Source organism: Burkholderia ubonensis subsp. mesacidophila (assembly GCF_002097715.1).
Lineage (GTDB): Bacteria > Pseudomonadota > Gammaproteobacteria > Burkholderiales > Burkholderiaceae > Burkholderia > Burkholderia mesacidophila.
Genome location: NZ_CP020739.1, coordinates 44,592 through 70,843 on the forward strand (window position 1 = coordinate 44,592; position 26,252 = coordinate 70,843).

General features: G+C 67.1%; 27 protein-coding genes and 1 pseudogene. 15 read left to right on the forward strand and 13 right to left on the reverse strand.

The features are described from left to right. Positions 1-2: 2 nt before the first annotated feature. The gene (locus B7P44_RS32650) at positions 3-383 is read right to left on the reverse strand and encodes a DUF2946 domain-containing protein (protein ID WP_193834337.1); all 381 of its coding nucleotides are present in this window, start codon (positions 381-383) and stop codon (positions 3-5) included. Positions 384-760: 377 nt separating this feature from the next. Between B7P44_RS32650 and B7P44_RS32655 the strand changes: the two genes are divergently transcribed. The 9 genes from B7P44_RS32655 (at position 761) to B7P44_RS32695 (ending at position 8,296) form a co-directional block, all read left to right on the forward strand. Next, positions 761-1,240, forward strand: coding sequence for a MarR family winged helix-turn-helix transcriptional regulator (locus tag B7P44_RS32655; protein WP_084910661.1), 480 nt, complete (start codon positions 761-763; stop codon positions 1,238-1,240). Continuing rightward, positions 1,237-3,360: an FUSC family protein gene (locus B7P44_RS32660; RefSeq protein WP_084910180.1), complete on the forward strand. Its 2,124-nt coding sequence runs from the start codon at positions 1,237-1,239 to the stop codon at positions 3,358-3,360. The genes B7P44_RS32655 and B7P44_RS32660 overlap by 4 nt, the downstream gene beginning before the upstream one ends. 34 nt (positions 3,361-3,394) lie before the next feature. Further along, positions 3,395-3,607, forward strand: a complete 213-nt coding sequence (locus B7P44_RS32665) for a DUF1656 domain-containing protein (protein WP_084910181.1) — start codon at positions 3,395-3,397, stop codon at positions 3,605-3,607. A 1-nt stretch (position 3,608) separates the two neighbouring features. Next, positions 3,609-4,535, forward strand: a complete 927-nt coding sequence (locus tag B7P44_RS32670; protein ID WP_084910182.1) for an efflux RND transporter periplasmic adaptor subunit — start codon at positions 3,609-3,611, stop codon at positions 4,533-4,535. Next, the gene (locus tag B7P44_RS32675; RefSeq protein ID WP_084910183.1) at positions 4,532-6,031 is read left to right on the forward strand and encodes an efflux transporter outer membrane subunit; all 1,500 of its coding nucleotides are present in this window, start codon (positions 4,532-4,534) and stop codon (positions 6,029-6,031) included. The genes B7P44_RS32670 and B7P44_RS32675 overlap by 4 nt, the downstream gene beginning before the upstream one ends. A 189-nt stretch (positions 6,032-6,220) precedes the next feature. After that, entirely contained in the window at positions 6,221-6,646 is a 426-nt protein-coding gene (locus B7P44_RS32680; protein ID WP_084910184.1) for a TOBE domain-containing protein, read from the forward strand. A 136-nt stretch (positions 6,647-6,782) separates the two neighbouring features. Continuing rightward, positions 6,783-7,283 (forward strand): molybdopterin-dependent oxidoreductase, encoded by a 501-nt coding sequence (locus tag B7P44_RS32685; RefSeq protein ID WP_084910185.1) that lies wholly within the window; start codon positions 6,783-6,785, stop codon positions 7,281-7,283. Then, entirely contained in the window at positions 7,283-7,873 is a 591-nt protein-coding gene (locus tag B7P44_RS32690) for a nitrogen fixation protein NifQ (protein WP_084910186.1), read from the forward strand. The genes B7P44_RS32685 and B7P44_RS32690 overlap by 1 nt, the downstream gene beginning before the upstream one ends. Before the next feature lie 99 nt (positions 7,874-7,972). Continuing rightward, complete coding sequence (locus B7P44_RS32695; protein WP_084910187.1) at positions 7,973-8,296, forward strand: winged helix-turn-helix domain-containing protein; 324 nt, start codon at positions 7,973-7,975, stop codon at positions 8,294-8,296. A gap of 15 nt (positions 8,297-8,311) precedes the next feature. Here B7P44_RS32695 and B7P44_RS32700 read toward each other — a convergent pair whose 3' ends face one another. Both B7P44_RS32700 and B7P44_RS32705 read right to left on the reverse strand, forming a co-directional pair. Further along, positions 8,312-9,643: a DUF2325 domain-containing protein gene (locus B7P44_RS32700; protein ID WP_084910188.1), complete on the reverse strand. Its 1,332-nt coding sequence runs from the start codon at positions 9,641-9,643 to the stop codon at positions 8,312-8,314. A 24-nt stretch (positions 9,644-9,667) separates the two neighbouring features. Then, the gene (locus tag B7P44_RS32705; RefSeq protein ID WP_084910189.1) at positions 9,668-10,198 is read right to left on the reverse strand and encodes a hypothetical protein; all 531 of its coding nucleotides are present in this window, start codon (positions 10,196-10,198) and stop codon (positions 9,668-9,670) included. Between the two features lie 307 nt (positions 10,199-10,505). On the opposite strand from B7P44_RS32705, the gene B7P44_RS32710 reads away from it, so the two are divergent. Further along, positions 10,506-10,922 (forward strand): plastocyanin/azurin family copper-binding protein, encoded by a 417-nt coding sequence (locus B7P44_RS32710; protein WP_084910190.1) that lies wholly within the window; start codon positions 10,506-10,508, stop codon positions 10,920-10,922. A 43-nt stretch (positions 10,923-10,965) separates the two neighbouring features. Here the strand turns inward: B7P44_RS32710 and B7P44_RS32715 are convergent, their stop codons facing one another. Beyond that, positions 10,966-12,027 (reverse strand): DMT family transporter, encoded by a 1,062-nt coding sequence (locus tag B7P44_RS32715; RefSeq protein ID WP_084910191.1) that lies wholly within the window; start codon positions 12,025-12,027, stop codon positions 10,966-10,968. On the opposite strand from B7P44_RS32715, the gene B7P44_RS32720 reads away from it, so the two are divergent. The 4 genes and pseudogenes from B7P44_RS32720 to bfr all read left to right on the forward strand — a co-directional run bounded on the left by B7P44_RS32720 (position 11,921) and on the right by bfr (position 15,145). After that, on the forward strand, positions 11,921-12,835 hold the full coding sequence (locus B7P44_RS32720) for a M24 family metallopeptidase (protein WP_231716868.1): 915 nt from the start codon (positions 11,921-11,923) through the stop codon (positions 12,833-12,835). The genes B7P44_RS32715 and B7P44_RS32720 overlap by 107 nt on opposite strands. Further along, on the forward strand, positions 12,759-14,210 hold the full coding sequence (locus tag B7P44_RS32725) for an IS1182 family transposase (RefSeq protein WP_084910193.1): 1,452 nt from the start codon (positions 12,759-12,761) through the stop codon (positions 14,208-14,210). Before B7P44_RS32720 ends, B7P44_RS32725 begins: the two co-directional genes overlap by 77 nt. 131 nt (positions 14,211-14,341) lie before the next feature. Beyond that, positions 14,342-14,503: pseudogene (locus B7P44_RS32730) on the forward strand (M24 family metallopeptidase); the annotation flags it as partial. Between the two features lie 162 nt (positions 14,504-14,665). After that, a complete protein-coding gene (gene bfr / locus B7P44_RS32735) occupies positions 14,666-15,145 on the forward strand; it encodes a bacterioferritin (protein WP_084910194.1) in 480 nt (159 codons plus the stop codon). Positions 15,146-15,224: 79 nt separating this feature from the next. Here bfr and B7P44_RS32740 read toward each other — a convergent pair whose 3' ends face one another. The 4 genes from B7P44_RS32740 to B7P44_RS32755 all read right to left on the reverse strand — a co-directional run bounded on the left by B7P44_RS32740 (position 15,225) and on the right by B7P44_RS32755 (position 20,314). After that, on the reverse strand, positions 15,225-17,354 hold the full coding sequence (locus B7P44_RS32740) for a TonB-dependent receptor (protein WP_084910195.1): 2,130 nt from the start codon (positions 17,352-17,354) through the stop codon (positions 15,225-15,227). A 643-nt stretch (positions 17,355-17,997) separates the two neighbouring features. Next, the gene (locus B7P44_RS32745; protein WP_084910196.1) at positions 17,998-18,693 is read right to left on the reverse strand and encodes a ProQ/FinO family protein; all 696 of its coding nucleotides are present in this window, start codon (positions 18,691-18,693) and stop codon (positions 17,998-18,000) included. A 354-nt stretch (positions 18,694-19,047) separates the two neighbouring features. Continuing rightward, positions 19,048-19,539: a flavodoxin family protein gene (locus tag B7P44_RS32750; protein ID WP_084910197.1), complete on the reverse strand. Its 492-nt coding sequence runs from the start codon at positions 19,537-19,539 to the stop codon at positions 19,048-19,050. Between the two features lie 121 nt (positions 19,540-19,660). Continuing rightward, positions 19,661-20,314, reverse strand: coding sequence for a TetR/AcrR family transcriptional regulator (locus B7P44_RS32755; RefSeq protein WP_084910198.1), 654 nt, complete (start codon positions 20,312-20,314; stop codon positions 19,661-19,663). A gap of 80 nt (positions 20,315-20,394) precedes the next feature. On the opposite strand from B7P44_RS32755, the gene B7P44_RS32760 reads away from it, so the two are divergent. Then, positions 20,395-21,513 (forward strand): MBL fold metallo-hydrolase, encoded by a 1,119-nt coding sequence (locus B7P44_RS32760; protein ID WP_084910199.1) that lies wholly within the window; start codon positions 20,395-20,397, stop codon positions 21,511-21,513. 122 nt (positions 21,514-21,635) lie between these two features. Here the strand turns inward: B7P44_RS32760 and B7P44_RS32765 are convergent, their stop codons facing one another. The 5 genes from B7P44_RS32765 to B7P44_RS32785 form a co-directional block, all read right to left on the reverse strand. Then, positions 21,636-22,484, reverse strand: coding sequence for a S66 peptidase family protein (locus tag B7P44_RS32765; RefSeq protein ID WP_321970422.1), 849 nt, complete (start codon positions 22,482-22,484; stop codon positions 21,636-21,638). An 82-nt stretch (positions 22,485-22,566) separates the two neighbouring features. Continuing rightward, on the reverse strand, positions 22,567-23,928 hold the full coding sequence (locus B7P44_RS32770; protein ID WP_084910201.1) for a hypothetical protein: 1,362 nt from the start codon (positions 23,926-23,928) through the stop codon (positions 22,567-22,569). Beyond that, entirely contained in the window at positions 23,910-24,992 is a 1,083-nt protein-coding gene (locus B7P44_RS32775) for an HAD-IIIC family phosphatase (protein ID WP_084910202.1), read from the reverse strand. Before B7P44_RS32775 ends, B7P44_RS32770 begins: the two co-directional genes overlap by 19 nt. After that, positions 24,971-25,261, reverse strand: a complete 291-nt coding sequence (locus B7P44_RS32780; protein WP_084910203.1) for an acyl carrier protein — start codon at positions 25,259-25,261, stop codon at positions 24,971-24,973. Before B7P44_RS32780 ends, B7P44_RS32775 begins: the two co-directional genes overlap by 22 nt. Next, positions 25,258-26,145 (reverse strand): 3-hydroxyacyl-CoA dehydrogenase family protein, encoded by an 888-nt coding sequence (locus tag B7P44_RS32785; protein WP_162296944.1) that lies wholly within the window; start codon positions 26,143-26,145, stop codon positions 25,258-25,260. Before B7P44_RS32785 ends, B7P44_RS32780 begins: the two co-directional genes overlap by 4 nt. Between the last annotated feature and the right edge of the window lie 107 nt (positions 26,146-26,252).

Consider the following 26,252-nt stretch of genomic DNA (forward strand, 5'->3'; position numbering starts at 1 on the left):
GATCAGGATGAAAACGGGGGCGCGCGCGGCTGTGCCGCGCCGAAGTGGAATACGCTGCGGGGTGTCTGAAGCCGGGGCGTCGAGGTGGGGCGCGCTGCCCAATCCGTCGGTACGAATCCCGAGGTCCCGCCCAGTAACACGGGCATGTCGGCGAGCAGTCCACAATACGCGCATGCCTGCCAGTGGACCGCCTTCGCGGGCAACGGCGAATGGTCGGCACCGGCCATGTCCGAGCCGTTCTGCACGGTACAGAACGCCCCGGATACAGCGACGAACTGCCGCTCGGACGAAAGGCTTTGCGACACCGTCGGCGCAAGCGTCGCCATCAGGATTGCAAGCAATCCCAGGATGCTGCCTATCTTCCGTCGGAATTGGGCTGACATGGCATTGGCGGAATCGCGCATCGATCGGCACGTTGCCGTGATTATGACATCGGCCCCGGACGGTCTGGATGGGCAAGTTCCCTACTCACGCGTAGGCACCGGGAGGGTCTTGTCGACGATCACGCGCAATGCGGAAGGCATCCGGTCCTGTCGCGCATGCACGAGCCGGAAGCAGCGATGGCCCGTGCGCGCATCGCCCGAGCGCGGCAACCGTTAAATCAGACAAATACAGGATTCCCGACCGCGCACCGCGACGCCTTGACCATTTCCCGATTCGCCCCCTACATTGCCGCTTGCGGGCCCGCGCGCGTCCGGCGTACTCGCGCACCCTAATCGATAGTTTGCTATCGAATTTGTCTGCCGCTATGATCCCGGCCATGACCAATCTGCACGATCTCCGTCTCGCCGTCAGCAGCATGCTCGTGCTCTCCGCCCGCAAATGGCGCCGGACGAGCGACGACGTGCTGACCGCTTACAACGTGTCCGAGGCCTGCGCGGCGCCGCTGCTGATCGTCGGCCGCCTGGGCGAAGCCGTGCGGCAACGCACGCTCGCGGACCATGTCGGCATCGAAGGGCCGTCGCTCGTGCGGCTGCTCGACCAGCTCTGCGCGGCCGGCCTCGCCCGCCGCGACGACGATCCGGGCGATCGCCGCGCGAAAACGATTTCACTGACCGACGCCGGCCGCGTGGTCACCGCGAAGATGGAAGAAGACCTGCGGGTGCTGCGCGCCCGCGTGCTGAAAGGCGTGACGCGCGCCGATCTCGAGGCGACGCTGCGCGTGCTGAACGCGTTCAACGCCCCCGACGCCGCTGCCGCAGCGTCGCGCCACGCCCCTGCGTCCGATCTCCCGTCATGACCTATCCGAGCGTTCGCGACTGGCTCTTCTCGACCAAGACGTTCGCGGCGTCGATGCTGGCGCTGTACCTCGGCCTGTTCTTCCAGCTGCCGCGCCCGTACTGGGCGATGGCGAGCGTCTACATCGTGTCGAACCCGTTCGTCGGCGCGACGCGCTCGAAAGCGCTGTACCGCGCGCTCGGCACCGCGCTCGGCGCCGCGGCCGCGATCTTCTTCGTGCCGCCGTTCGTCGAGACGCCGTTCCTGTTCAGCCTCATCGTCGGCGCATGGTCCGGCACGCTGCTCTATCTGGCGATTTCCGACCGCACCGCGCGCAGCTACGTGTTCATGCTCGCCGGCTATTCGATGCCGCTGATCGCGCTGCCGACCGTGACCGACCCGACCACGGTGTTCGACGTCGCGATCGCGCGCACCGAGGAAATCGTGCTCGGCATCGTCTGCGCGAGCGTGGTCGGCAACACGATCTTTCCGAGCCGGCTCGCGCCGACGCTGATCGAGCGCACCGACGCGTGGTTCAAGGACGCCGCGTTCTATGGCCGCGAGACGCTGTCCGGGCACATCGCCGGCAAGGCGCTGTCCGCGTGCCGGCAGCGCCTCGCGACGACGATCACCGGGCTCGAATTCCTGCTGAGCCAGCTGAGCTACGACCACGCGCATCCGCGCATCCTGTCGCGCGCGCAGGCGTTGAGCGGCCGGATGCAGCTGTTCCTGCCGCTGATCTCGTCGCTCGCCGATCCGCTGATCGCGCTGATGCGCGACCTGCACCTGCGCCCGCCCGGGCTCGACGCACTGCTGGCCGACGCGGCCAAATGGTTCGATGCGCCGCTGCCCTCGATCAAGGGCGACACCGCCGGCAGCGTCGACGATCCGGTCGCGGACCGGCTGCGCGCACGCATCGCCGCGCTGCAGCCGCCGGACAGCGCGCTGGCGACCTGGGACGGCGCGCTGCTGTCGAACGCGCTGTGGCGGCTGCGCCAGGTGATTGACGTATGGCAGGACTGCCGCTCGCTGCGCGCGCTGATCGCGAACGAATCGGGCGTCTGGCAGCCGCGCTACCGGCACTGGCGGCTCGGCGGCACCGAACGCTTCTTCGATCGCGGGATGATGCTGTTCTCGACGCTGACGGCGGTCGGCGCGATCGTGGTCGCGTGCGCGCTGTGGATCAGCTCCGGATGGCACGACGGCGCGGCCGCCGTGACGCTCGTGGCCGTGTCGTGCAGCTTCTTCGCGGCGCTCGACGAACCGGCGCCGATGGTGTTCCGGTTCTTCCTCGCGACTTGCGCGAGCGTCGTGATCGCCGGCCTGTACCTGTTCGTCGTGCTGCCGCACGTGCACGATTTCGCGATGCTCGTGCTGATGTTCGCCGGTCCCTTCATCCTGGTCGGCACGCTGCTGCCGCGCCCGCAGTTCAACATGGTGACGATGCTCGTCGCGGTCAACACGGCGACCTTCATCAGCATCCAGAGCGCCTACGAAGCCGATTTCTTCGTGTTCCTGAACAGCAACCTCGCGGGCGTCGCCGGGCTGCTGTTCGCGTTCGTCTGGACCCGCGCGACCCGGCCGTTCGGCGCGGAACTCGCGGCGCGGCGGCTGTTGCGCTCGGGCTGGGAGGACGTCGCGCGGTCCGCGTCGACGCAGCCGCTCGACGACCAGCGCAACCACGCGTCGCGCATGCTCGACCGTGTGACGCAACTGCTGCCGCGCCTCGGCGCGTCCGACGACCATCGGCACCCGTCGATCGAGAGCTTCCGCGACCTGCGCATCGCGCTGAACGCGCTCGACCTGCGCCGCTGGCGACGCAAGCTCGACGGCGACGTGCCCGACGCGATCGACCGCGTGCTGGCCGGCGTCACCGAGCACTTCACTCACTGCGCCGAAGCGAATGCACGCCAGCCGGCGCCGCCCGCGCTGCTCGCGACGATCGACGACGCGCTGCGCCGCGTTGCCGACCGCACGCTGCCGGCGGCCGCGGCGGCGAGCGACGCCGCCGCGCAGCGGGCCGCGCCGGTCGTGCATCGCCGGCTGCGCGACACGCTGCATGCGCTCGTCGGCCTGCGGCTGTCGCTGTATCCCGCAGCGGCCGGGCAGGCGCCCCAGGCACCCGGCGGAGCGCAGCCATGACCCGTTTCCCTTCAACGCAACGGCTATCGCGACCATGATCGGCGAAATCGACATCTTCGGCGTCTTCGTGCCGGCCCCGCTCGTGCTGATGCTGATCGCGTACCTGATCAACGTCGCGATCCGCGCCGTGCTCGCGCGCGTCGGCTTCTATCGCCTCGTCTGGCACCGTTCGATCTTCGATCTCGGCATCTACGTGTTCGTGCTCGCCGCCGTCGTGATCGTGTCCCACCATCTCGTGGCTACCTAACGTGAAAAAAACCTGGTTCTCCGCAGCCCAGATCCTGTTGACGCTGATCGTCGTCGTCGTGGCCGCCCTCGTGCTGTGGCGGATCGTCAACTACTACATGTTCTCGCCGTGGACGCGGGACGGGCACGTGCGCGCCGACGTGATCCAGGTCGCGCCCGACGTGTCCGGCCTCATCACGTCGGTGCAGGTCGTCGACAACCAGCCGGTCAAGCGCGGCCAGGTGCTGTTCGTGATCGACCAGGCGCGCTACGCGCTGGCCGAACGCCTCGCGCGGGCGACCCTCGACCAGCGCCGCGCGACGCTCGCGCAGGCGAAGCGCGAATACGCGCGCAACCTGAAGCTCGGCAACCTCGTCGCCAGCGAGCAGGTCGAGGAAAGCCGCACCCGCGTCGAGCAGGGCGAGGCCGCCGTCGAGGATGCGCAGGTGTCGCTCGACACCGCGCGCCTGAACCTGCAGCGCACGACGATCGCGAGCCCGGTCGACGGCTACCTGAACGATCGCGCACCGCGCGTCGGCGAATACGTGCCGGCCGGGCGTGCGGTGCTGTCGGTCGTCGACCTGAATTCGTTCCGCGTCGACGGCTACTTCGAGGAAACCAAGCTGCGCGGCATCCATATCGGCCAGGCCGTCGACATCACGGTGATGGGCGAGCCACATCCGTTGCGCGGCCACGTGCAGAGCATCGTCGCCGCGATCGAGGATCGCGACCGCACGCAAGGCGCGAACCTGCTGCCGAACGTGAACCCGGCGTTCAGCTGGGTGCGGCTCGCGCAGCGGGTGCCGGTGCGCGTCGCGCTCGACGAGGTGCCGGACGATTTCCGGATGATCGCGGGCCGCACCGCGACCGTATCGATGCGCGAGGCAGACACGCGCCGTCACGACAACGCGAAGCCGAGCGCCGCAAGCGCGGCGGGGGCATCGCAATGAAGCAGCGCGGCATCCGTCTCGCAGCAGCACTCGTACCGCTCGCATTCGCGCTCGGCGCGTGCAAGTCCGTCGGCCCCGACTACCACCTGCCGCAGCAGGCGTACGTGAACGCGCCCCTCGCGAACGGGGCGCTCGACGGCGCGGGCGGCGCGCTCGTGTCGCACGACGCGCTGCCCGGGAACTGGTGGCAGCTCTACGACGACCCCGTGCTGAACGGGCTCGTCCGCGATGCGCTGAAGTCGAACACCGACCTGCGCGTAGCGGCCGCGAACCTCGCGCGCTCGCGCGCGGCGCTGGATGTCGCCAACGCGCAGGGCGGGTTCTCCGGCGGCGCGGAGGCCGGCGTGCAGCGTGCCCAGGAATCGGCCGAGCAATTCCTGCTCGACAAGAAGCTGCCGGTCGTGAACGAAGGCTCGCTCGGCATCAGCGTGTCGTATGAGATCGACCTGTTCGGCAAGCTGCGGCGCGGCGTCGAAGCCGCGCGCGCGGACAGCGAAGCCGTCAAGGCGGCCGGCGATCTCGCGCGCATCACGGTCGTCGCGGACGTCGTGCGCGCGTACGTCGAAGCGTGCTCGGCCGGCGACGAGCTCGCGGTCGCGAAGCAGTCGCTTGCGCTGCAGCGAGAACGGGTCGCGCTGTCGCAGCGGTTGCGGGACGCGGGACGCGGCAACCAGACCGACGTGACGCGCGGCGTGACGCAGGTGCGCACGCTCGCCGCGGACATTCCGCGCTTCGAAGGACGCCGCAAGGTCGCGCAGTATCAGCTCGCCGCGCTGCTCGCGCGTGCGCCGGCCGACCTGCCGAAGGCGGTGGGCGCGTGCGAACGCCTGCCGAAGCTGCGCCAGCCGATTCCGGTCGGCGACGGCGCCGCGCTGCTGCGGCGCCGGCCGGACGTCCGCGAGGCCGAACGGCAGCTCGCCGCCGCCACCGCGCGGATCGGCGTCGCGACCGGCGCGCTGTATCCGTCGATCAGCATCGGTGCGACGGCCGGGACGACCGGCCTCGCCGGCGACCTGTTCTCGCCGGTCACCAATCGCTGGTCGTTCGGGCCGCTGATCAGCTGGACCTTCCCGGTCAACGGCCAGCGCGCGCGCGTGCGCGACGCCGAGGCGGCGAGCGCCGGCGCGCTCGCGCATTTCGACGGCGTCGTGCTGAACGCGCTGCGCGAAACGCAATCGAGCCTCGCGACCTACGCAGCCGACACGCAGCGCACGGATGCGTTGCAGACGGCATATGAATCGGCGCGCAACTCGGCCGACGAAACGCACCGGCTGTACGTGGCCGGCCGCGAATCGTTCATCTCCGATCTCGACGCGACGCGCACGCTGACGAGCGTGCGCGCACAGGTCGCGGCGGCCGAAGGGCAGGTCGCGGCCGATCAGGTGCGGCTGTTCCTCGCGCTCGGCGGCGGCTGGGAAGCGGACAGGGCGCCGGCCGCGCAAGGCGCCGTGCCGCCGGCCGGAACCGCGTCGGCGAAACCGTCGGCGCAGGAGTAGTTTCCGCGGCGCGTCACGGCGGCCCATCGCGGCCACACGGACGCGCTCGCGCCATCCGTCTGCGGATTCGTGATCCGCGCCATAGCGATCGGAGGTCGCCGGCCGTTCGCGTCAGCGGTAAACTGTCCGGCGCATCCCTTCAATCCTTCGCCGCCCGCCGGGCGGCGAACCCCGTTCCGGAGACACATCATGCGAACCAGCGCCCGTAATCACTTCGCCGGTCAGGTCGCCGCCGTCAAGGCCGGCGCAGTCAACGACGAAATCACGCTCCGCACGCAGGATGGCCTCGACATCGTCGCGGTCATCACGCACGGCAGCGCCGCGTCGCTGGGCCTTGCCGCCGGCTCCGCGGCATTCGCGCTGGTCAAGGCGTCGTCGGTCGTCGTGATGGTCGATGTCGACAGCAGCAAGGTATCGGCCCGCAACTGCATCGCGGGCACCGTGTCGTCCGTCACGAAGGGCGCGGTCAATTCGGAAGTGGCGATCGCCGCGCCGGGCGGCGCGCAGATCGTCGCGATCGTGACCAACGACAGCGTCGACCGTCTCGGGCTCGCCAGCGGCAAGGCCGCCACGGCGATCTTCAAGGCATCGAGCGTGATCGTCGGCGTCGAGTGACGCCCCGGCAAACGCGGCCGCGCGCGGACAACCGCGCATCGAACCTGCCCCGTGGATTTGCGCGGGTCGCCGTCGTGATATACGCTCCGCTATAGCGCCCGGGCGGCCGCCCGGGCATCGATCTGGAGACCGAAGCATGGGGACCGCGGAGATCCTGACCGCCATCGCCGAACCCGCGTATCGCGACAGCGACGGCGTCGTGCACGTGAGCGGCGACGTGATCGACCCGCTGTCGATTTCCGTCGACGAGCTCAGGCGGCGCGCGAACGTGACGGTCGAACCGTTCGAGCTGCGCTGCTTCAGGACCCATCGCTTCATTCGAGCGGTCGATCGATACCGCGGCATGCGGCTGACGGACCTGATTTCACGCGCAGGACTGCGCTGCGACCAGCCCGGCGACTTCAAGCGGATGGTGTTTCTCGCCGTCGGGCAAGACGGCTATACCGTGACGTTTTCGTGGCACGAGCTGTTCAACACGGCAGTCGGCGAGCAAGTGATCGTCGCCTGCGAATGCGGCGGCCGGCCGCTGGACGCCGCCGACGGCGCGCCGGTGCTGTTTTCGGGCGCCGACGTGTTTGCGGCGCCCCGCCACGTCAATCGGCTCGCGCGGGTCATCGCCCGCGTGCTGGCGCCGTGATGTCCGCTCCATCGAACCTGCCGCTCGCCTGCGAGCAACACCGGCGCACGCTGCTGGCCGGCGCGGCCGATGCCGATGCGCCGGACGCCCGCCTGTTCGCGACGCTCGTCGCGGCACGAGCCGGACGCGGCGACCTTGCGCTGCTCGGCCTTTCTCAGGCGCAGTTCGCCGCGCTGCTTGCCCGCCACTTTCCACGCTTGCAGCCGGACGCGATCGCCGCGCCGCCTGCCAGGATCACGCTCTGGAACAGCGTGCATGCGGACTTCGTCGCGACGCTGAGCGCACTGCTGTTGCGCGATGCCGATCGCGCTGTTCGCTACGACGACGCCGCATGCGTCGCCGCGATCATCGCGCACGCGTGCCTGCGTCCCGATCATTTGTGGCGGGACCTCGGGCTCGACGGTCGCGACGCGGTGTCCGCAATGCTGGCGCGCTATTTCCCCGCGCTCGCGGCGCGCAACGTTGCGCACCTGCGCTGGAAGAAGTTTCTTGCGCGCGAAATCGCGGCCGACCTCGGCGTGCCGCCCGCCCCCGCGCCGGGATGCCCCGGTTGCGAGGACTACGCCCATTGCTTTCCGCGCGCGCAATAACCATCGCGCACAGCCCCTTCGTGTATCCTGTCGCGCATGACCAAGCCCTCTACCGACGCGACGCGACCCGCAGCCGATGAACCCAGCGTGAGTTTCCGCATGCGCATCCGCAAGGGCGACACGGTCGCGCTCGGCCCGGGCAAAGTCGCGTTGCTCGAAGCGGTGCGCGCACACGGTTCGATTTCGGCGGCCGCGCGCAGCCTCGGCATGTCCTACCGCCGGGCGTGGCTGCTGATCGACGAACTGAACCGATCGCTGACGTCACCCGCTACCGTATCGGAGCAAGGCGGGCACAGCGGCGGCGGCTGCACGCTTACGCCGGTCGGCGAGGAAATCGTCCGTCTCTATCGCGCGATCGAGCTGCAGGCGCAAAAGCATTGCGCGAAACAGATCGCGGCCCTCACCGGCTTCATGCAGTCCTGACGACTCGCCGCGGCGCTAACCGTGCCGCAGGCAGAACGCCGATACGCGGCTGCAGCCGGACGGCCGCGCCGTTGCGTCGTGGTCGTCCGTCATCAGGTCGACGAAACTGGCGACGCTCGCCGTCCTGAGGGGGTGGTAAGCAACCTGGTGCCGCTCGCACAGACGCTTGAGCGTGTTCATCGAATCATGATCGACGCAGTCGACCGGGAACACGACCAGGTCGGCGCCGGGAATCGACGCCGCCAGCTTGCCCTTGCGGTCTTCGATGCCGCCGTCGTGGACCGTCAGTGATCCGCCCGCGGATTCGACGAGCCGCCGGATCGCCGCCTGCGATCCGGGTCGGCCGCCGACGTACACGATGCGCTTGCCCTGCACGCGCGCGAGCGCGGTCGGCTCGCTCTCGGCTTCAGCCAGCGTGCGCAGCACCGTCTGTTCGATCGCATGCGCTTCGCGCTTCATCGTGTCGATCGTGTCGCGCATCTCGTCGAGTTGCGCGCGCAGCGCCTGCACCCGCAGCTGTTCTTCCTGCAGCCGATCCTCGGCAACGCCGCGGCGGCTCGCATGCAGCGCGACGACGGCATCCCGCTCGCTCGCCGTGTCGCGCAATCGCGCGAGTTCCGCATGCAGGTCGTCGCCCGCCGGCTCGGCACGGCGGCTCGCCACCGCGCTCAGCGATTCGATCGTCGCCCGCAACGCGCGTACCTCGGCGTCGCGTTCGACGGCGAAGGTCAGCAACCTGTGCTGCTGGCGCTCGATCTTGCTCCTGAGCGTCACGTTCTCTTCTTCGAGCGCGACGAGGCGCCGGATGTCGGCCCGGTTCGCCGCACCCACCAGATGCGACAGCATGTGCACGTCGCCGAACGCAAGCTGGCGCAGCGCCGGCGTGCCGGCCGGATGCGTGATGACGGCCCAGTACGCGGGCGGCACGTCGCCGGTTTTCAATGCATCGGCCCACAGCGCGCGCAATGCGTCGGCATCCGTCGCGGCGCCGAAGCGCTTGATCGCGAGCGCGTATCGCTGATCGAGCGCCTTGTGCAGCGCCCTTGCGCCTTCGCCGCCCTGCGTCGCGAGCTCGACCGCCGCATGATGGATCTGCAGGTCGGTGGCCTGCTCGCGGTCGACGTCGGCGTAGCGAGGCACGAGCTTGCGCAGTTCCGCCGTCGTCAGGCAGGTGCCGATCACCGAGCAGTGAAAATGCGGATCGAGTTCGGCGAGGCGCGCCCGGCGGGTCGCCTCCGCGCGAGTGACCGGTGCGGGCATGCAGCAGCGGTCCTGCGGCGGATGCGGCAGTTTCGCACCGGGTTGGCCGGATGCCAGTCGGGACAGTCGAAACGGGGGCGTCTCCATCGCGGACCTCGATCAATTGGCGATTCAGGCAGAGTGCTCGCGCCCGCTGCATGGCGCCGACGCCGCATCCGGCGGCAACGGGTGCTCGGCGCGCCCCGCGAGCACGTGCGCGACGCACAGCCCGACGAGCTCGCCGTCGAGCAGCTCCAGCATCGTGGCGGCATCGCGGAGCTCGGTATCGCTTGCCGGCGGCGAATGCGCAAAGATCACGTCGCGGTATCGTTCCGCCGCCCCGACGCGTTCGATGCAGCGCTGCAACTCGGGCAGGCGACGAAACTCCGCGCGTTCCGCGCCGAACGCGAGCGCCTGCAGCAGCGCATCGAAACGCGGCGCGTCGGGCGCGCCGGTGGAGTTCGGCTCATCCGCGTCGCACCGCTCGTCGAGCATCGCGATGAAACGCACCACGCTGCCGCGCAATCGCGCGAATGCATCCACCACGTGTGCGATCCGCTCCGCACGCTGCCCGTCCTCGCGCCGCCTCAGCGGCACGATTTTCGCGGACAGCGCGCCGCGTGCAACGCCGTCGTCCTGCCCCTGCTGCGCCAGTTCATCCATCCCACCCTCGCTGCAACCGAACGCGCGTCATTCGACGGTGCGTCGCTTCTCCATGACCTCGCAATATACAGCAGAATATAACGAGCGTGGATTCGCTCCGCGACTTTGCGGCTCCGCACGACGCAATCAAGCTCGCTGGAAAACGATGCCTGCCCCCAGGAATAAGCCGTCCGGGCCGAACGTTTACTGCACGTACATCGCGCATCGGAACAGAGGCGCACCGTCGCCCCGGCTTGCCCGTCCTTGCCGGTCGACAGGGTGCGCCCGTCTCGACAGGCGCACCGTTTCACCGCACAGGGAGGCAACCATGAACCCCGCTTGTCGTGCCGCGCTCGTCGCCGGCATGGCTGCGCTCGGCATCGCGTCGCAGGCGTGCCACGCGCAGCAGACCGTCAAGGCAATGCTGCGCTCGGACTCGATCCAGCTCGAACCGCGTGACGTGAAAGCCGGCAAGGTCACGTTCGACGTCGTGAATTCAGTGGACAGCGACATGACGCACGAGCTCGTCGTGCTGAAGACGGAACTCGCCGACGGCGCGCTGCCCATGCGCAACGGACAGGTGCTGGAACAGCGTCTGCACAAGGTCGGCGAAGTCGAGGATATCGCACCGGGCAAGCGCAGGCGTCTCGCGCTGACGCTTGCACCCGGCCACTACGCGCTGATCTGCAACAAGCCCGGCCACTATTCGGCCGGCATGCATGTGGCGCTGGTCGTCACGCGCTGAACGATTCCGCGTGAATCGAAAGGAGGCAACCGAACGCTGGCGCCTAATGCCGGTGACGGTGATGGATATCCGGGAAATGCGCGTGCGAATGCGTGATCGGCAAGTGCACGTGCGGATGCGTATGCGGCTCGTCGCCTTCGTACGGAAAGTCGTGCGTGTGCTGATGATGCGCGTCGTGGCGATGCCGATGCGTGTGCTCGAGCCGTTCGTGCGCATGCTCGTGGTCGTGCCGTTCGCGCACGTGCAGCCAGATGCCGAGCGCCATCAGCGCGGCGGCGCTCCAGAACGCGACGGATGGCAGCTCCGGCCAGATCAGCAGCGACAGTGCGACGCCGAACAGCGGCGCAACCGAGAAATAGGCGCCCGTGCGCGCGGTGCCGAGATCGCGCAGCGCGACGACGAACAGCACGAGGCTGACGCCGTAGCCGGCCAGGCCCGTCAGCATCGCGGCCCCCGTCGTCGCGGCAGCGGGCCAGGCCGCGCCCGCCGCGACGGCGACCGCGATATTGACGGGACCCGCGACCAGCCCTTTCACGCACGCGATGACCATCGCGTCGTTCGCCGACACCTTGCGCGTGAGATTGTTGTCGATCGCCCAGCACAGGCAGGCGCCGACGATCAGCAGCGCGCCCGTCGGCACACCCGCCGCGCCCGGCTTCCACGACAGCAGCACGCCGCCGGCGACGATCGCCACCATGCCGAGGAACACCTGCAGGTCGACGTTCTCGCGAAATACGACCCATGCGATCACCGCAGTGAGCACGCCCTCCAGGTTGAGCAACAGCGAACTCGTGGCGGCCGGCGTGCTCGCCAGGCCGAGCATCAGCAGCGCCGGCCCGGCGACGCCGCCCGCCGCGATCGCGCCGGCCAGCCACGGAAGCTCCGATTTCTTCAGCGTGTGGCCCGTGTCGGCATGAGCGGCAGGCCGGCGCAGCCGGCGGATCACGATACCGGCGCCCAGGCCGAGCCCGCTTCCGAGGTAGAACAGGCCGGCCACCATGAACGGCGACATCGCGCCAAGGAGCGCCTTGGCCAGTGGCGTGGCGGCGCCGAACAGTGCGGCGGCGGTCAGGGCGACGACGATCGCGTTGAATCTCGAATGCATGGGATTGGGGGGGTGTATGTTGCGCAGGGCTTGCGGCGACGTGCGCAGAGTATCTCACCTGCTTGACGGCCCGACGTCATTTTTCGCCGGCGCGCTCGACCCGCGTCGTGGACAGTCCATCCGCCCCTCGCTATATTCATGTGGTTATAACGGGATTGGAGCAACGCGCGTGACTACCGAAACGAAGCAGGCGGTGGGCAGCAAGTATGTGCTGGAGCAGATGCTGACGGCACGCGACCGGACATGGGAAGTCGTCGACGCCGTTGCCGGACTGATCCGGCCGGGCATGCGCGAGTCGGAAGCCGCCGCGCACTGCACGACCGTGATGAAGGAACTCGGGATGGACCGCATCTGGCACCCGGTCATCGTCCGCTTCGGCGAAAACACGCTGAAGACCTTCAAGCAGCGTTCGGACGGCGATCCGTGCCTGCGCGAGAACGACATCTTCTTCATCGACATCGGCGTCGTGTGGAATGCACACGAAGGCGACGCCGGCGCGACGTTCGTCGTCGGCGACGACGCGCAGATGCAGGCCTGCGCGGACGCGGCACGCACCCTGTTTGACGACGTGAAGCGTCACTGGCAGACCACCCGCTCGGCCGGCACGGCGCTTTACGCGTTCGCCGAACGACGTGCGGCGGAACTCGGCTGGCGCCTCAACCTGGACGAGGCTGTGTCAAAACTGGCCCGATCGCCTAGACTGAATCAACCTGTTAGCGCGAGAGGCGGAGATGGGGCGATTTGTCGAAGGTGCAAACCGCAATCAGGCAACGTTGCTGCCGGAATGTCTCGAAGACTTTATCGCTGAAGACAATCCCGTCCGGATAGTCGATGCATTCGTCGACGAACTCGATCTGGCTTCAATGGGATTCGTGGGTACCACGCCCGCGACTACGGGCCGACCGTCTTACCATCCGGCCGTTCTCCTCAAACTCTACATCTACGGCTATCTGAATCGCGTGCAGTCGAGCCGACGTCTGGAGCGAGAGTGCCAGCGCAATGTCGAGCTGATGTGGCTGACGGGCCGTCTCGCGCCGGACTTCAAGACGATTGCCGAGTTCAGACGCAGCAATGGCGCCGGCATTCGCAATGTATGCCGACGCTTCGTGATGATTTGCCGTGATCTCAAACTGTTCACGCAAGCGATCGTGGCTATCGACAGCAGCAAGTTCAAGGCGGTCAACAGCCGCGACAACAACTTCACACCCAACAAGATTGCGCGGCGTCAGGAACAGATCGAACAAAGCATCGAGCGTTACCTGGACGCGCTGGAAACAGCGGATCGTACTCAGCCTGCCGAAGTAGAAGCGAAGACCGAGCGGCTACGGGATAAGATCGAGACGCTGCGCGAACAGATGCGCGATCTGGACCGTGCGGCGGAACTCCTGAACGATCTGCCGGAAAAGCAAGTTTCTCTGACTGATCCCGACTCCCGCTCGATGATGTCGCAAGCCAAGGGCACGGGCGTGGTTGGTTACAACGTTCAGGTGGCTGTTGATACGAAGCACCACCTCATCGTGACGCACGAAGTTACGAACGTCGGCAGTGACCGCGCGCAGCTAAGTCCGATGGCCAAGGCCGCGCGCGATGCAATGGGCAAGAAGAGTCTCAGGGCACTGGCCGATCGTGGATACTTCAATGCAACGGAAATCAAGGCTTGCGACGACGCGGGTATTGCGGCGCTGGTGCCGAAAACACAAACATCGAGCGCCAGGGCTGACGGGCGGTTCGACCGGGCCGACTTCATCTACATTGCCAGGGACGATCAGTACCTGTGTCCGGCAGGCCAGCGGGCAATTTACCGATTCAGTTCGGTCGAGCGCGAAAATCCGATGACCTTGCGTACCTACTGGAGTAGCGCTTGCCCGAAGTGCCCGATGAAAAGCCAGTGCACGCCGGCAGACTACAGACGCATCCGACGATGGGAACACGAAGCGGTGCTTGAGGCAATGCAGTCAAGACTGGATCGTCAGCTTGACGCCATGACGATACGACGCCGGACGGTCGAGCACGTGTTCGGCACACTCAAACACTGGATGGGCTCAACCCACTTCCAGACCCGCGGTTTGGGCCAAGTTGCGGCCGAAATGAGTTTGCATGTGCTGGCATACAACCTCAAGCGAGTCATCAGGATCCTCGGATTCGCAAAGACGATGCGAGCAATGAAGCTGGCAGGCGCGTGAACTAGCGCGCCGAAGCTGTTTGCCTGTAAAACACGATCAATTCATCTGCCTGCGCCTCGACCAAAAGCAACTGTGCGTCCAACTGGGCGTCACCGGTCGGCCGTTCTGCACGTTTTTACACGGCCTCGGCCATCAAGGGGCATCGCGTGTCGGACTTTCCGCACGCGATCTACAAGGCCGGCGACCTGGGCGACTTCGACGCGTGCCCCGACGCCGGCCGGTGGATCCTGGAAATCCAGCTCGCTCACCCGACGCGTCCGTTCGGCGCATTCCATGAAGACCTGCTCGCGTGACGCGGAATTCGCTGCACATCGCATAGAAGAATGCGACTGATTCGCCTTCCGGTTTCCTCGCCGGTTCACCCATGTCAGATTGAGATTCGACGCGCGACTGACTATCGTTGAAGCGGCACGACGCAACGCAAGTGGACACCGCTCGGATGGGAGACAACCGCTATGAAAGGCGACAAGAAGGTCATCGGCTATCTGAACGCGCAGCTGAAGAACGAACTGACCGCGATCAATCAGTACTTCCTGCATGCGCGCATGTATCGTCACTGGCAGCTCGACAAGCTCGGCAAGCATGAGTACGACGAATCGATCGGCGAGATGAAGCATGCGGATGCGCTCATCGAGCGGATCTTCATGCTCGATGGCCTGCCGAACCTGCAGGACCTGCACAAGCTGCTCGTCGGCGAGCATACGGAAGAAATCCTCGAATGCGACCTGAAGCTCGAACGGGCGTCGCAGGCCACCTGCAAGGAGGCGATCGCGTACTGCGAATCCGCGCAGGACTACGTGTCGCGCGAAATCCTCGAGCACATTCTCGAGGACACCGAGGAACACATCGACTGGCTCGAGACGCAGCTCGACCTGATCAAGAAGGTCGGCATCCAGAACTATCTGCAGTCGGGCATGACGTCGTTCGAATCGTGACCGCACCCGTGCAGCCGGCCACTCGCGCCGGCTGCACGCGAGCCCGCCCGGCGGGCTCGCGGCATTTCCGCGCCACACGTTACATGTGCCACTTGACCGTGGCGGTCAGCGTGCGCGGCTCGCCCGGCATGTTGTACATGTCGGCATTGCCGTGCGCGGAGATGTAGTAGCGGCGATCGAACAGGTTGTCGAGCGTCAGCGTCACGTCGACCTTCTTGCTGCGATAGCCGGCGCCGAGATTGAACACGGTGAACGACGGCAGCGTGACGAGATCGCTCGCGGATGTGTAGCGCGCCGACTGGAACTGCGCGCCGGCCGCTGCGTAGAAGCCGTACGGCAGCTCGCGCTTGAGCCACAGGTTCGCGCTATGGCGCGGCATCAGCCCCGGCGTGTTGCTGGACAGCGCCAGCCCGGCCGACGTCGCTTGCGGCGAGCCGTCCACCGTGCCGTTCAGGTACGCGTAGCCGGCGTACACCGACCACTTCGGCGCGATCTCGCCGGAGAAACCAAGCTCCATCCCGCGCACGTGCTGCGTGCCGATCGGCAGCGCATAGCCGGGATGCGCCGGGTCGCCGATCTGCTGGTTCGTCTGGCGCATGTCGAACAGCGCGATGCTCGCCAGCGCCTTGCCGCCGAGATCGAACTTCGAACCGATCTCGTATGCGGTGGTCTTCTGCGGCGCCAGCGCCGCGCCGTTCGCGAATGCGCCGGAACTGATCAGCGTGTCGGCGAGCGGCGAGAACGACTGGCTGAACGATCCGTACAGCGTCAGCCAGTCGAGCGGCTCGTAGATCAGGCCGACGCGCGGGCTCCATGCGCGATCGGTGCGGTCGAGGTTGACGTTCGACGACGTGTAGTCGTGGCGGATCTGGTTCAGGTAGTCGAAGCGCAGGCCGGCGAGCACCTTCCAGTGCTCCGTCAGCGAGATCAGGTCCTGCGCGTAGACGCCGACGAGGCCGGTGACGGTCGACGCGTTCGTCCGCGCGGGCGTGCCGGCCGGCACGCCGGGCAGGTTCACGAGTTGCGGATGGTAGAGATCGTAGGTCGCCACCTTCGACGCGTTGTAGATCGTGTCGAACTTCTGCTGCTGGGACAGCTCGAGCCCGTACAGCAGCTCGTGGCGCATGCCGAACAGCGCCGTCTTCTGCGTCAGCTCGAACACGCCGTCGACGCCGTGATCGGTACGCTGCCGCGTCGACTGGTCGAGCGTCACGGTCGGACGCGCGGCGGTCCTGATCGGCTGGAACGTCACGTAGTTCTTCCGCTCGAGCGAAAAATCGTATGCCCGGACCGCGCCGTGGAACGACAGCGCATCGCTGAAGCGATGATCGAGCGACACGGTCGCGCTTTTCGCCGACACATCGTTGTACGAACTGTTCGTCGCATCGGCCGAGCCGTAGAACGTATTGATCGGCACGTCGACCGGCCGCCCCAGATACGCGGGGATCCCCTGATCGGAGGTGCGCCGGTCGTGCAGGTAGTCGAACTCGACGTTGAGCACAGTGTCCGGGCTCAGCTTGAACTGCGCGGACGGCGCGATCGCCTGGCGGTTCAACTGGAACTGGTCGCGGAAGCTGTTCGAGTTCTCCACCGCGCCGGTGATGCGAAAGCGCGCCGCGTCGTTCGCGTTCCAGCCGAGGTCGAAGTCGCTGCGCCGCTCGCCGCGCGTGCCGAGCGTCACGCCGACGTCGCGCACCGGGTTCGCCTGCGGCCGCTTCAGCACGCGATTGACAATGCCGCCCGCCGAGCCGCGTCCATACAGCACGGCAGCCGGCCCCTTCAGCACTTCGACGCGCTCGACGTTCGACAGGTCGCGGTAGTACAGCGCGTCGTCGCGAATGCCGTCGACGTACTGGTCGGTAATGCTGTTGAAGCCGCGAATCGTGATCTGGTCGCGCTGGCCGTCGCCGACCGAGAAGCCGACGCCCGGCACGTTGCGCAATGCGTCCTGCATCGACGTCGCGTTCTGGTCCTCGATCACCGCATGCGGCACCACGTTCACCGTTTGCGGCACATCCATCAGCGACATGTCGGTCTTGGTCGCCGAGCGCGAGCGGCTCGCGTCGTATGCCGCGCGTTCGGCGGCGGCGTTGACGGAGATCGTCGGCAGCGTGGCCGGCGTGTCGTTCGTCTGGGCATACGACGTTTTGGCACCGGCGAGCGACGTCGCGATCAGGAGCGCGCGGCAAGCATTCTTGTTGAGTTTCATCGGATACGAAAGAAAACGGTCGACGGATCGGCTTCGGCAGACATGAAAAAGGCCGCGGCGTCCGACCCGCGGCCTGTAATATCTCGAAATATTAAACGATAATGATTCGTATTTTTAATCAATATACCGAGCTGTCGCCTGCCAGCAACAAGCAGCGCTTCGTCGGGCGATGACTTACATCGCACCGATATTTCCCATTCCTGACAAATTGCTTTCGGATAAGGTAATTCCGGCGATGCGTATCGCGTGATTACCTGTTGCGGCGCTGCCGGTTCGTCCTGCCGGCCATGGCATCCGCTGGCCAGGCGAGCGCCCGATACACCGGCGCCGCAGGAAATCGCCGCGATCGATCAGGATACCGAAGTGGATTTCGCGAGCGAAATCGTCAGCGTGTCGCCGGTCCCAGCCAATTGAGCAGGTACTCGATCCCGCGGTTGCACGGTCGTGGCGGCATTCACGCGATCCGGCGGAAGATGGCGGGGAATATGCATGCCGTGATCCCGTCATGGAGACAGGTCCGGAGGCGCCGCACCTTGCCCGCCAACGTCGGATCTCGCATCGATCCGGGCGTGCGCCCGGGAAACCCTGCTTGCGCCGCCGGCGGTCCAGGACACGCCGGCGGTCGCGGTATCGCGTCGACGCGTTACTCGGTTTTCGCTGCTTGCGGCTCGACCGGCGCCACTTGCGTCCCGGCGTCCGTCGTTTGCGGCTCGGCGACTTCGGCCGGCTGAGCCTGAACGTCGGCCTTCTCCGGTTGCGCGCCGGCCTTCGCGGCTTGTGCAGGCCCCTTTCTCGGGCCGCGTGCCTTCAGTCGTCGCGCGCGTGCCGCGTCGTCCTTCGTCACCCGCCCTACTTCGTTGCCTTGCAGATCGACACGCACCGCATCCTCGACCAGGCAGGACCAGTAACGGTTGCCACGGCACCAGGTCGACATGGCTTCGCGCAGCTCGGCTTCGGTCAGCCCCACTGCCTGCGCCTGGCCGGCGAGATCCGCCCAGATGCCGACCTTCAGCGGCACCTTCGGCGCGGGATTCTTCGGGAATGCCAGCGGGAAGCGCTTCTGCAGCTTGCCGATCGCGACGACGACCGGATCGACCGGCGCCGACGGCTTGCCGCCGGACGACGGTCTGGCGCCCGTAGACGCTTTGGTGCCGGACGACGCCTTCGCGCCCGAAGCCGCCTTCGCCCCGGCGGGCGACTTGGCCCCCGAAGCCGGCTTGCCGCCGGACGACGGCTTGGTTCCGGAATCCGGCTGCGCCTTCGCGCGCTTCGCATTCCGCTCCTGCTTGGCCTTCGCCGAGAGTTGATCCCGCAGGGCGGCAAGTTGTTCAAAACCCATAAATTCAATCCACCAGGAATATTGACCGTGGCGTCCACCGCGCACACCGCGCGAGCCCGCGCCGGACATCGCGCAACGGCTCCGGATGGCGGCTTTCGGCCACTCCGTCACCGACACGGAAGACACGGCATGAGCAGCATGTCACACGCATCTGTCCAGGCACCCGGCCTCGCTGCCGGATGGAACGCAGGACAGGAGTATACCGCGCGCGTCTCGTCTGACGGACGGGCGGTTCGCTTTCCTTGTGCGGCCGCAGTCGGGGCCGCAGCTGCTTCAGCGCGTACGTAACCATTTATGGGAGTGCCAGGCCCGCGCCGGATTCGCCCCCGGTCCGCCCGGTCTTGCGTCTTGTCGTCAGAACACGCCGAGCGCGAGACCGGCCGCCAGGCCCGCGCCGAGTTCGGCGCAGCGCGCGAGATCGTCAGCGCCGATCGTCTTCGGTGCGAGGATGCGTTCGGGCGTCTGTGCATGAGTGCACACGATCAGGCCCGGCGCCACGTTATTGAGACGCCAGCCGGTCGCGATGCGATCGATCTGGCGCAACGCGTTCTGTCCGTCGCTGCCGGCACAGATCATCGTCGCGTACGGGCGCCCGTTCACGCGATCGAGCGCCGCGTAATAGCAGCGATCGAAGAAATCCTTCATCAACCCGGACATCGCGGCGAGATTCTCCGGCGTCGCGAACAGGTACGCATCGGCCGCCAGCACGTCGTCCGGGCCCGTCTCGTCCGCGCGCTGCAGCCTGACCGACACGCCGGCCTGCTCGCGCGCCGCGCCGGCGGCCGCCTCGGCCATCTGCCGCGTGCCCCCGGTCATCGTGTGATAGACGATCAGCAGCGTTTTCATCGGTATTCGTGTATCTCCCGCCCGGCGCATTGCGCCGGCCATATCGCGGCGATGCGATGCCGCACTCGCTCGCGCGATCCGTGCAACATCGGCATCGGCATCGGCGTGCTTTCAATGTAGCTCAACAACCGTTTTCGTCCTTGCCGCCGTCGTCCTGCTTGCGCTCGTAGTACGCGAGAAACATGTCGGCCGCGGACTCGGCGACCCGCTTCTGCGCCGCTTCATCGAGCGGAGGCTGGCCCATCGTTACCTGCGGCCAGAACGCGGACGCCTTTATCGCACCCAGCAGCTGAAACGACGCGAAGGCCGGATCCGGCGCTGCGAGCCGGCCGGCAGCGGCAGCCGCGCGAATCCATACCGTCACGTCTTCCTCGCGCTCGCCGAAACGCTCGACCATGTCGCGCGCGCGCTCCGGCGAATGAATGGCGGCCGCGATCGCGACTCGCGCAAGCGCAATGAAAGACGCGTCGTTGAGGAGACGCAGCTTGCGCGCCAGTAATTCGAGCAGTTGCCCGCGCAACGGCGCGTCGCCGCGATAGGCAGGCAGGCTGCCGGTCCGGCTTGCGTCCCAGAGCTGATGCAGGATCGCGGCGAACAGCGCGTCCTTGCTCGGAAAATGGTTGTAGACCGTGCGCTTCGAGACATCCGCGCGCGCCGCGATGCGGTCCATGCTGGTCGCGTCGTAACCGGCGGCGAGAAATTCCTCGATCGCGGCGCCGATGATGGCCGCCCGCTTTCGATCCGTCAGACGTTGATGAGTGGCACTCGTATCCATTCCCGAATTTTACACCCGCCAGTTTACTTTTCCCGAAGATAAACTACACTGTGCAGTGCACTTTTATCCGGATGGCTCCCATGACATCGCTCCCCGATTTCGTTCATCGCACGTTGGGCTTCACCGCCGCGCAGCGCGGCCGCATATCGTCCGCCGGGTCGCGGCAACATGACGGCGAACGCTTCCGCAACGATGCGCCGCGTCCGGTCGAAGGCGTCGGCAAGATGCTGCGCATCATGTGGAATATGCTGGTCAACAAGCCGCGCGGCGCGGTGCCGGCGGGCGCCCTTCCGGTCGATACGCTCACCCGCGCACAGCTCGACGCGGCGCCCGACCGCAGCCTGTACCGGCTCGGGCATTCGACGCTGCTCTTCAAGCTGCGCGGCCAGTTCTGGCTGACCGATCCCGTGTTCGCCGAGCGCGCGTCGCCGTTCCGACGCCTCGGCCCCAAGCGGTTCCACGCACCGCCGATCGCGCTCGCCGACCTGCCGCCGCTGCGCGGCGTGATCCTGTCGCACGATCACTACGACCACCTCGATCGCGATACGGTGCTCGCGCTGGCCGCGACGACTGGCGTGTTCCTGACGCCGCTCGGCGTCGGCGATCGCCTGATCGAATGGGGCATCGACGCGGCGAAGGTGCGCCAGCTCGACTGGTGGCAAAGCGCGGAGATCGACGGCCTGGCGTTGACCGCCACGCCTGCGCAGCATTTCTCCGGCCGCAGCCTGTTCGACGGCAACAGCACGCTGTGGGCGTCGTGGGTCATCGTCGACGACGATCTGCGCGTGTTCTTCAGCGGCGACACCGGCTACTTCGACGGCTTCAGGACCATCGGTGAGCGCCTCGGTCCGTTCGACGTGACGCTGATCGAAACGGGCGCGTACGACGCGCAATGGCCGTATGTCCACATGCAACCCGAAGAGACCGTACAGGCGCATGTGGACCTGCGCGGCCGCTGGCTGGTGCCGATTCACAACGGCACGTTCGATCTGGCGATGCACCGCTGGCAAGAGCCGTTCGAGCGAGTAACGGCGCTGGCGGCTGCACGCGGCGTCGAGCTGTCGACGCCGCGCATGGGCGAACGCCTCGCACTGGCTGCGCCGCATCGCGGCGAGCGGTGGTGGCGCAGCGTCGACGAGAAAGTCGAAGCGACGAAGCCGCCGAGGCTGGCACTGTGCGCGTCGCGGGCGGCCAAGTGAGTGTGTCGGTTGCGCGTGCCGCTTTCCACACGTCATGCGCAAGCAAGACCACTAGCGCGACCGGGCCCTGTGCCCGGGATAGCCGGCTTTGAATATGCGCTCCTGCCCTTCCAGATTCGATGCTACGCGTCGAACCGGATCTCGCCGTTCTCGATGGCAGCCTGGCTGCCGTATTGCCAGGTGACGTTGCGGTGTTCATGTCCGATCGGCAGACCCGAGTAGATCGGCAGGCCGAAGCCGCCCAGCACGTCGACAAGCATCTGCTCGAGCGTGAAATCCGCGCCGTCCGGGATCGGGCAGCGCGTGAATTGCCCGAGCACGAACGCGCGGGCCCCGTCGAACGCGCCGCTCAGACGCAATTGCGTCAGGCTGCGGTCGAGTCGGTAGCCGAATTCCGTCACGTCCTCCAGCAGGACGATCGCGTCGCGCGAGCGAAGCGACCAGCGCGTACCCGCGACGCTCGCGAGCACCGTCACGTTGCCGCCGCACAGACGTCCCTGCACCGCACCGGGAGCGCCGGACAAATGCCGCAAGCTCAGCGCGGCGCGTTCGCCGCCGGTCAGCACGGCACACATGTCGGCACGCGTCGCGTCGTCGACCTTGGTCGCCAGGCTGTGGAATGTCGGGCCATGCAACAAGCGCACGCCGGGCCGGTCGGCGAGCGCGCAGAACAGCGACGTCGCGTCGGAAAAACCGATGATCGTCTTCGGCGTCGCGATCTCGTCGGGCAGGTGCTCGAGCAGATGCGCGCAACCGAATCCGCCCCGCGCGAGCCAGACGATGTCGATCGACGGGTCCATCAGCATGCGCCGCAGATCGTCCGCGCGCTCCTCGGCGGTACCGGCGAAATAGCGGTACCGGCTGCCGAGATGCGCGCCCGTCGTGACCTTGAAGCCCCAGCTTTCGACGAGCGCGATGCCGCGCTCGACGCCTTGCGGATCGGGCACACCCGCGGGAGCGACTACGCCCACTGTCTTGCGTCTTGATTCCATTGAACGGATAACGTGAAGGGTGAGAACCTGCTGAATATACCCGACACCACCCGCGCGTCGCTCACCCGTGCAAGGCGGCATCGAACGCGTGAGGGTGCCGGTCTCCGGCGTCCGCGAATCCGTTTCGCTGCCAGCGCCGTTTGAGAATCACCGTCGACGCGAAATCGCCGACCGATCGATGCGGGTCCCATTCGATCGGCGAACCGAGCAGCACGTCGATCGGATGCACCTCGGAGCCGTCGTCGTTGCGCGCCCTCCCCAGCGTCAACGCGTCGGTCGGTATCGCGGCGATCGAGTCGCCGTCGAATCCGCGCAACGACCACAGCACGCGCTTCATCTGCGTGAGGTACTGAACCTGGTTGAAGCTGCCGAAGCACTGGAACTGGTTCACGAATGCGATCGATGCGAATACCGGGAACAGGCCCGGACACAGAACGCGGTCCCGCAGCGCCGCCGCGACCGACGCCGGCTCCCAGCCCAGGTCGAAGCCCCGTCCGGTCAGGCGGGCGCCGTCGATGCGCAGTTGCTCGCAGCGATCGCCGTCCGGCCCCGCGCAGCTGAACCAGGAAACATGCGGCAGCGCCTGCCGCAGCCGCGTGTTCAATGCGGCATCGAAACACAGCCGCGCCATCGGGTGGCCGTCGTCGAGCAGCACCGTCTGCAGATAGTCGGACACCAGCTCGCATAGATCGAGGAATACCATCGGACGGCCGAAGATGGCGCTCTCCAGCCTTGCGCACATCGTGGTTGCGAGCGCGGACATGTCGGCGGTGATCGCGGGCGGCACGATGCGCTGCAAGGGTTCGCTCAGATACGGCAGCAGCTCGTGCGTCCGGTCCGGCACGCGTGCGCCGAACACGAGCCTGCGTGCCAGACGGGCCGGGACGAGCGAGACGCGCCGCTCGCGCGTCCCGTGACGGCGATCGCGATCCGCGCGCGCCAGGTCGCGCCACGCCGGGCAGCGCGCATCGATCACGTCGCTCAAGCCGTAGCGGTCGCCGAAATTCAGGCACCCCGATTTCGCGTCGTTGCTGAACGGCACGCCGCTGAATACGCCGATCACGCAGGGCGTATCGGGGCCGTTCGCAGCCAGCGTCGACAGCCAGTCGACGCCGAAGAAGCCGGGACCGTTGCTCAGCGTCAGGTGACCGCTGGTCTGCAGCGTCCGGCCGTGCTCCAGGCGGGCGAGCGCGTCCGCGGCGTCCGCGTCCGGCAGGCCGCTGCGGTCCAGCGCCCGCCGCAGCGCATTCCGGAACGGCGGATCCATCGGCGACGCAGGCCGATAGCGCGCCAGCTCCCGCATGTAGTCGCCGACAGGCAGGTCGAAGATCGCGAGCATGCGTTCGGCGAACAGGTTCGGCCCGGCGTCGCGCAGCGCCGCACGCGCAAGCTCGGCCGCGCCGGTCACGAACGTGCCGCGCACGACGCGGGCACGCGGTCGAATGCCGTCGCGTCGATCGCGATATACGGCGGCACCGCGCGTTCCCCGGGCGCTTCCAGGCGCAGGACCTGGATGGCCGGGTCGACCGCCTCCACGCTGTCCGACCGGAAGCCCGCGAGCCGGTAGGTGAGTTCCATCGGCCGGTTGCGGCCGGTGCCGCGCCAGTCGGCGGTGATGCCCCGGCGCGCCGCTACCCCGCGATTGATGATGGTATGCAGAAACGCGTTCCCGACACCGCGGTTGACGACGCGACACGACGTCAGGAACAGCCGGATCCGCCAGTCCCGGTCCCCGAGCTCGACGAGCGCCAGGCCGACCGTGCCGTATGTGCCGTAACGATCGTCGACGTCGCAGATCAGTATCGCGAACCGCTCGTCGTCGAGCAGCGCGTGCAGCGTGTCGCGATCGTACGGAATGCCGGTGGTGTTCATCTGGTTGGTGCGACGCGTCAGCTCCTCGGCGCGCTCGAGATCGTCCTCGGTCGCCCGCGCGATGCGCATGCGCATGCCGAGGCTTGCGAGGAATGCGTCGGCAGGCCCCTCGAAGCGCTCCTGGTCCGACTTCCGGCGCGCCTCCTCCTGATAGCGCAGCCGCCGCTCGCCGGCATCCCGGCTGATCACGGCGGGATTCACGTGCGGCAGATCCGGCAGCGTCGCATAGGCGGCGGCGTCGATGCAGACGACGTTCGGCAGTTCGCTGCGTATCTCGTCGCGCTCGAACGCGAGATCGTCGACCATCATCAGCGCGTTCTCGCCGATGTTCAGGATCTCGCACAAACGCTTGAGCATCGCCGATTTCGGATACCAGCCGACCTGCGGCGCGACGAAGAACTCGCCGATGCCGAGCCCTTCGAGCCGCGCGACCACGTCGTCATGATTGTTCTTGCTCGCGATCGACTGCAGGATGCCGCGCCCGTCCAGTGCCCGGATGATCGCCTCGATGCCGGGCTTCAGGCGTTGCCCGCCGCCTTCCAGCAGCGCGCCCTCCCACAGCGTGTCATCGCAGTCCCAGACGACGCACTTGGTCACGCCGCGTTCGTCGCGCATGCATTTCCTCCGGCGGCGACAGGGGCAGCCCCGGTCAGCCGGGAGTCGATATAAGCGGCGATCGCGCGGATGCTGCCCAGGTTGGCCTGGGTCAGATCGTCGCCCTCGACCGTGAACCCGAACGTCGTCTCGATCCAGTCGACGACGGCCATCGCCGTCAACGAGGTCAGCAGCCCACGCTCGAACAGATTCTCTTCCTGATCGATGAACGGCCGGTTCGTCAGTCCCTGCAGAAACGTCCGGACGGTATCTCGTGTGTCATTGCTCATGCTTTCGTCTCGCGATAGGTGTGGAATCCCGTTCCCGTCTTGTGCCCCAGCGATCCGGCCGCGACCAGCCGCGACAGCAGCGCCTTCGGCTCGTAGAAACGGTCATTCGATTCGTCGCGCAGCACGATCAGGCTGTCGCGAATGACGTCGAGCCCGATGAGGTCGGCGGTCGCGAGCGGCCCCGTCTGGTGCCCGAGGCATCGCACGAATAGCGCGTCGACATCCTCGGCAGAGGCAACGCCGCGCTCGACGAGGCCGATGGCCTCGTTGATCGCGACCATCAGCACGCGGTTGATCACGAACCCCGTTGCGTCGTTGACGATGTTGAAGCGCTTGCCGAGTCGCCCCAGAAACCCGGCAACCGTATCGATCGTCTGATCCGACGTGTGCGGCCCGCGGATCAGTTCGACCGCGTCCCGCACCGCCGCGGGATTCATGAAATGGATGCCGACCGTCCGGTCAGGACGTTGCGTCCACGTATCGATCGTCGCCACCGAGATGCACGACGTGTTGGTCGCAAAGAGCGTGCGGGGCGGACTCGCGTCCTCGAGCGCCCGGTAGAGCCGCGCCTTCGCGGCGACGTTCTCGGTGATGCATTCGATCGCGATCGCGACGTCGAGCCGGCTCGGCAACGCGTCGACAATGCGGATCCGCGCGCAGATGTCGGCGAACGGCGCGCGCGGCGCCGATTCCGGCTTCGCGACGAAGCGCGCAAGCTGATACGCCCGCCTCAGGCGCTCGTTGAACGAGGCCCGCGCCTGCGCGTCCGTTTCGACGACCGTAACGTCAAACCCGGACATCGCGACATTCAGCGCGATGCCGTTGCCCATGACACCGCCGCCGATCACGGCGACGGGAAAATCCGCCACATCGATATCCGTCATTACACGCGCCTCGACCATGCCTCGCGAATTCGTCCGGGACCGGACGATTGCGAGCCATCGTCGTGGCGAACCAAAGTGGTGTCAAGCTTGCGGCGCAGGTCATATCA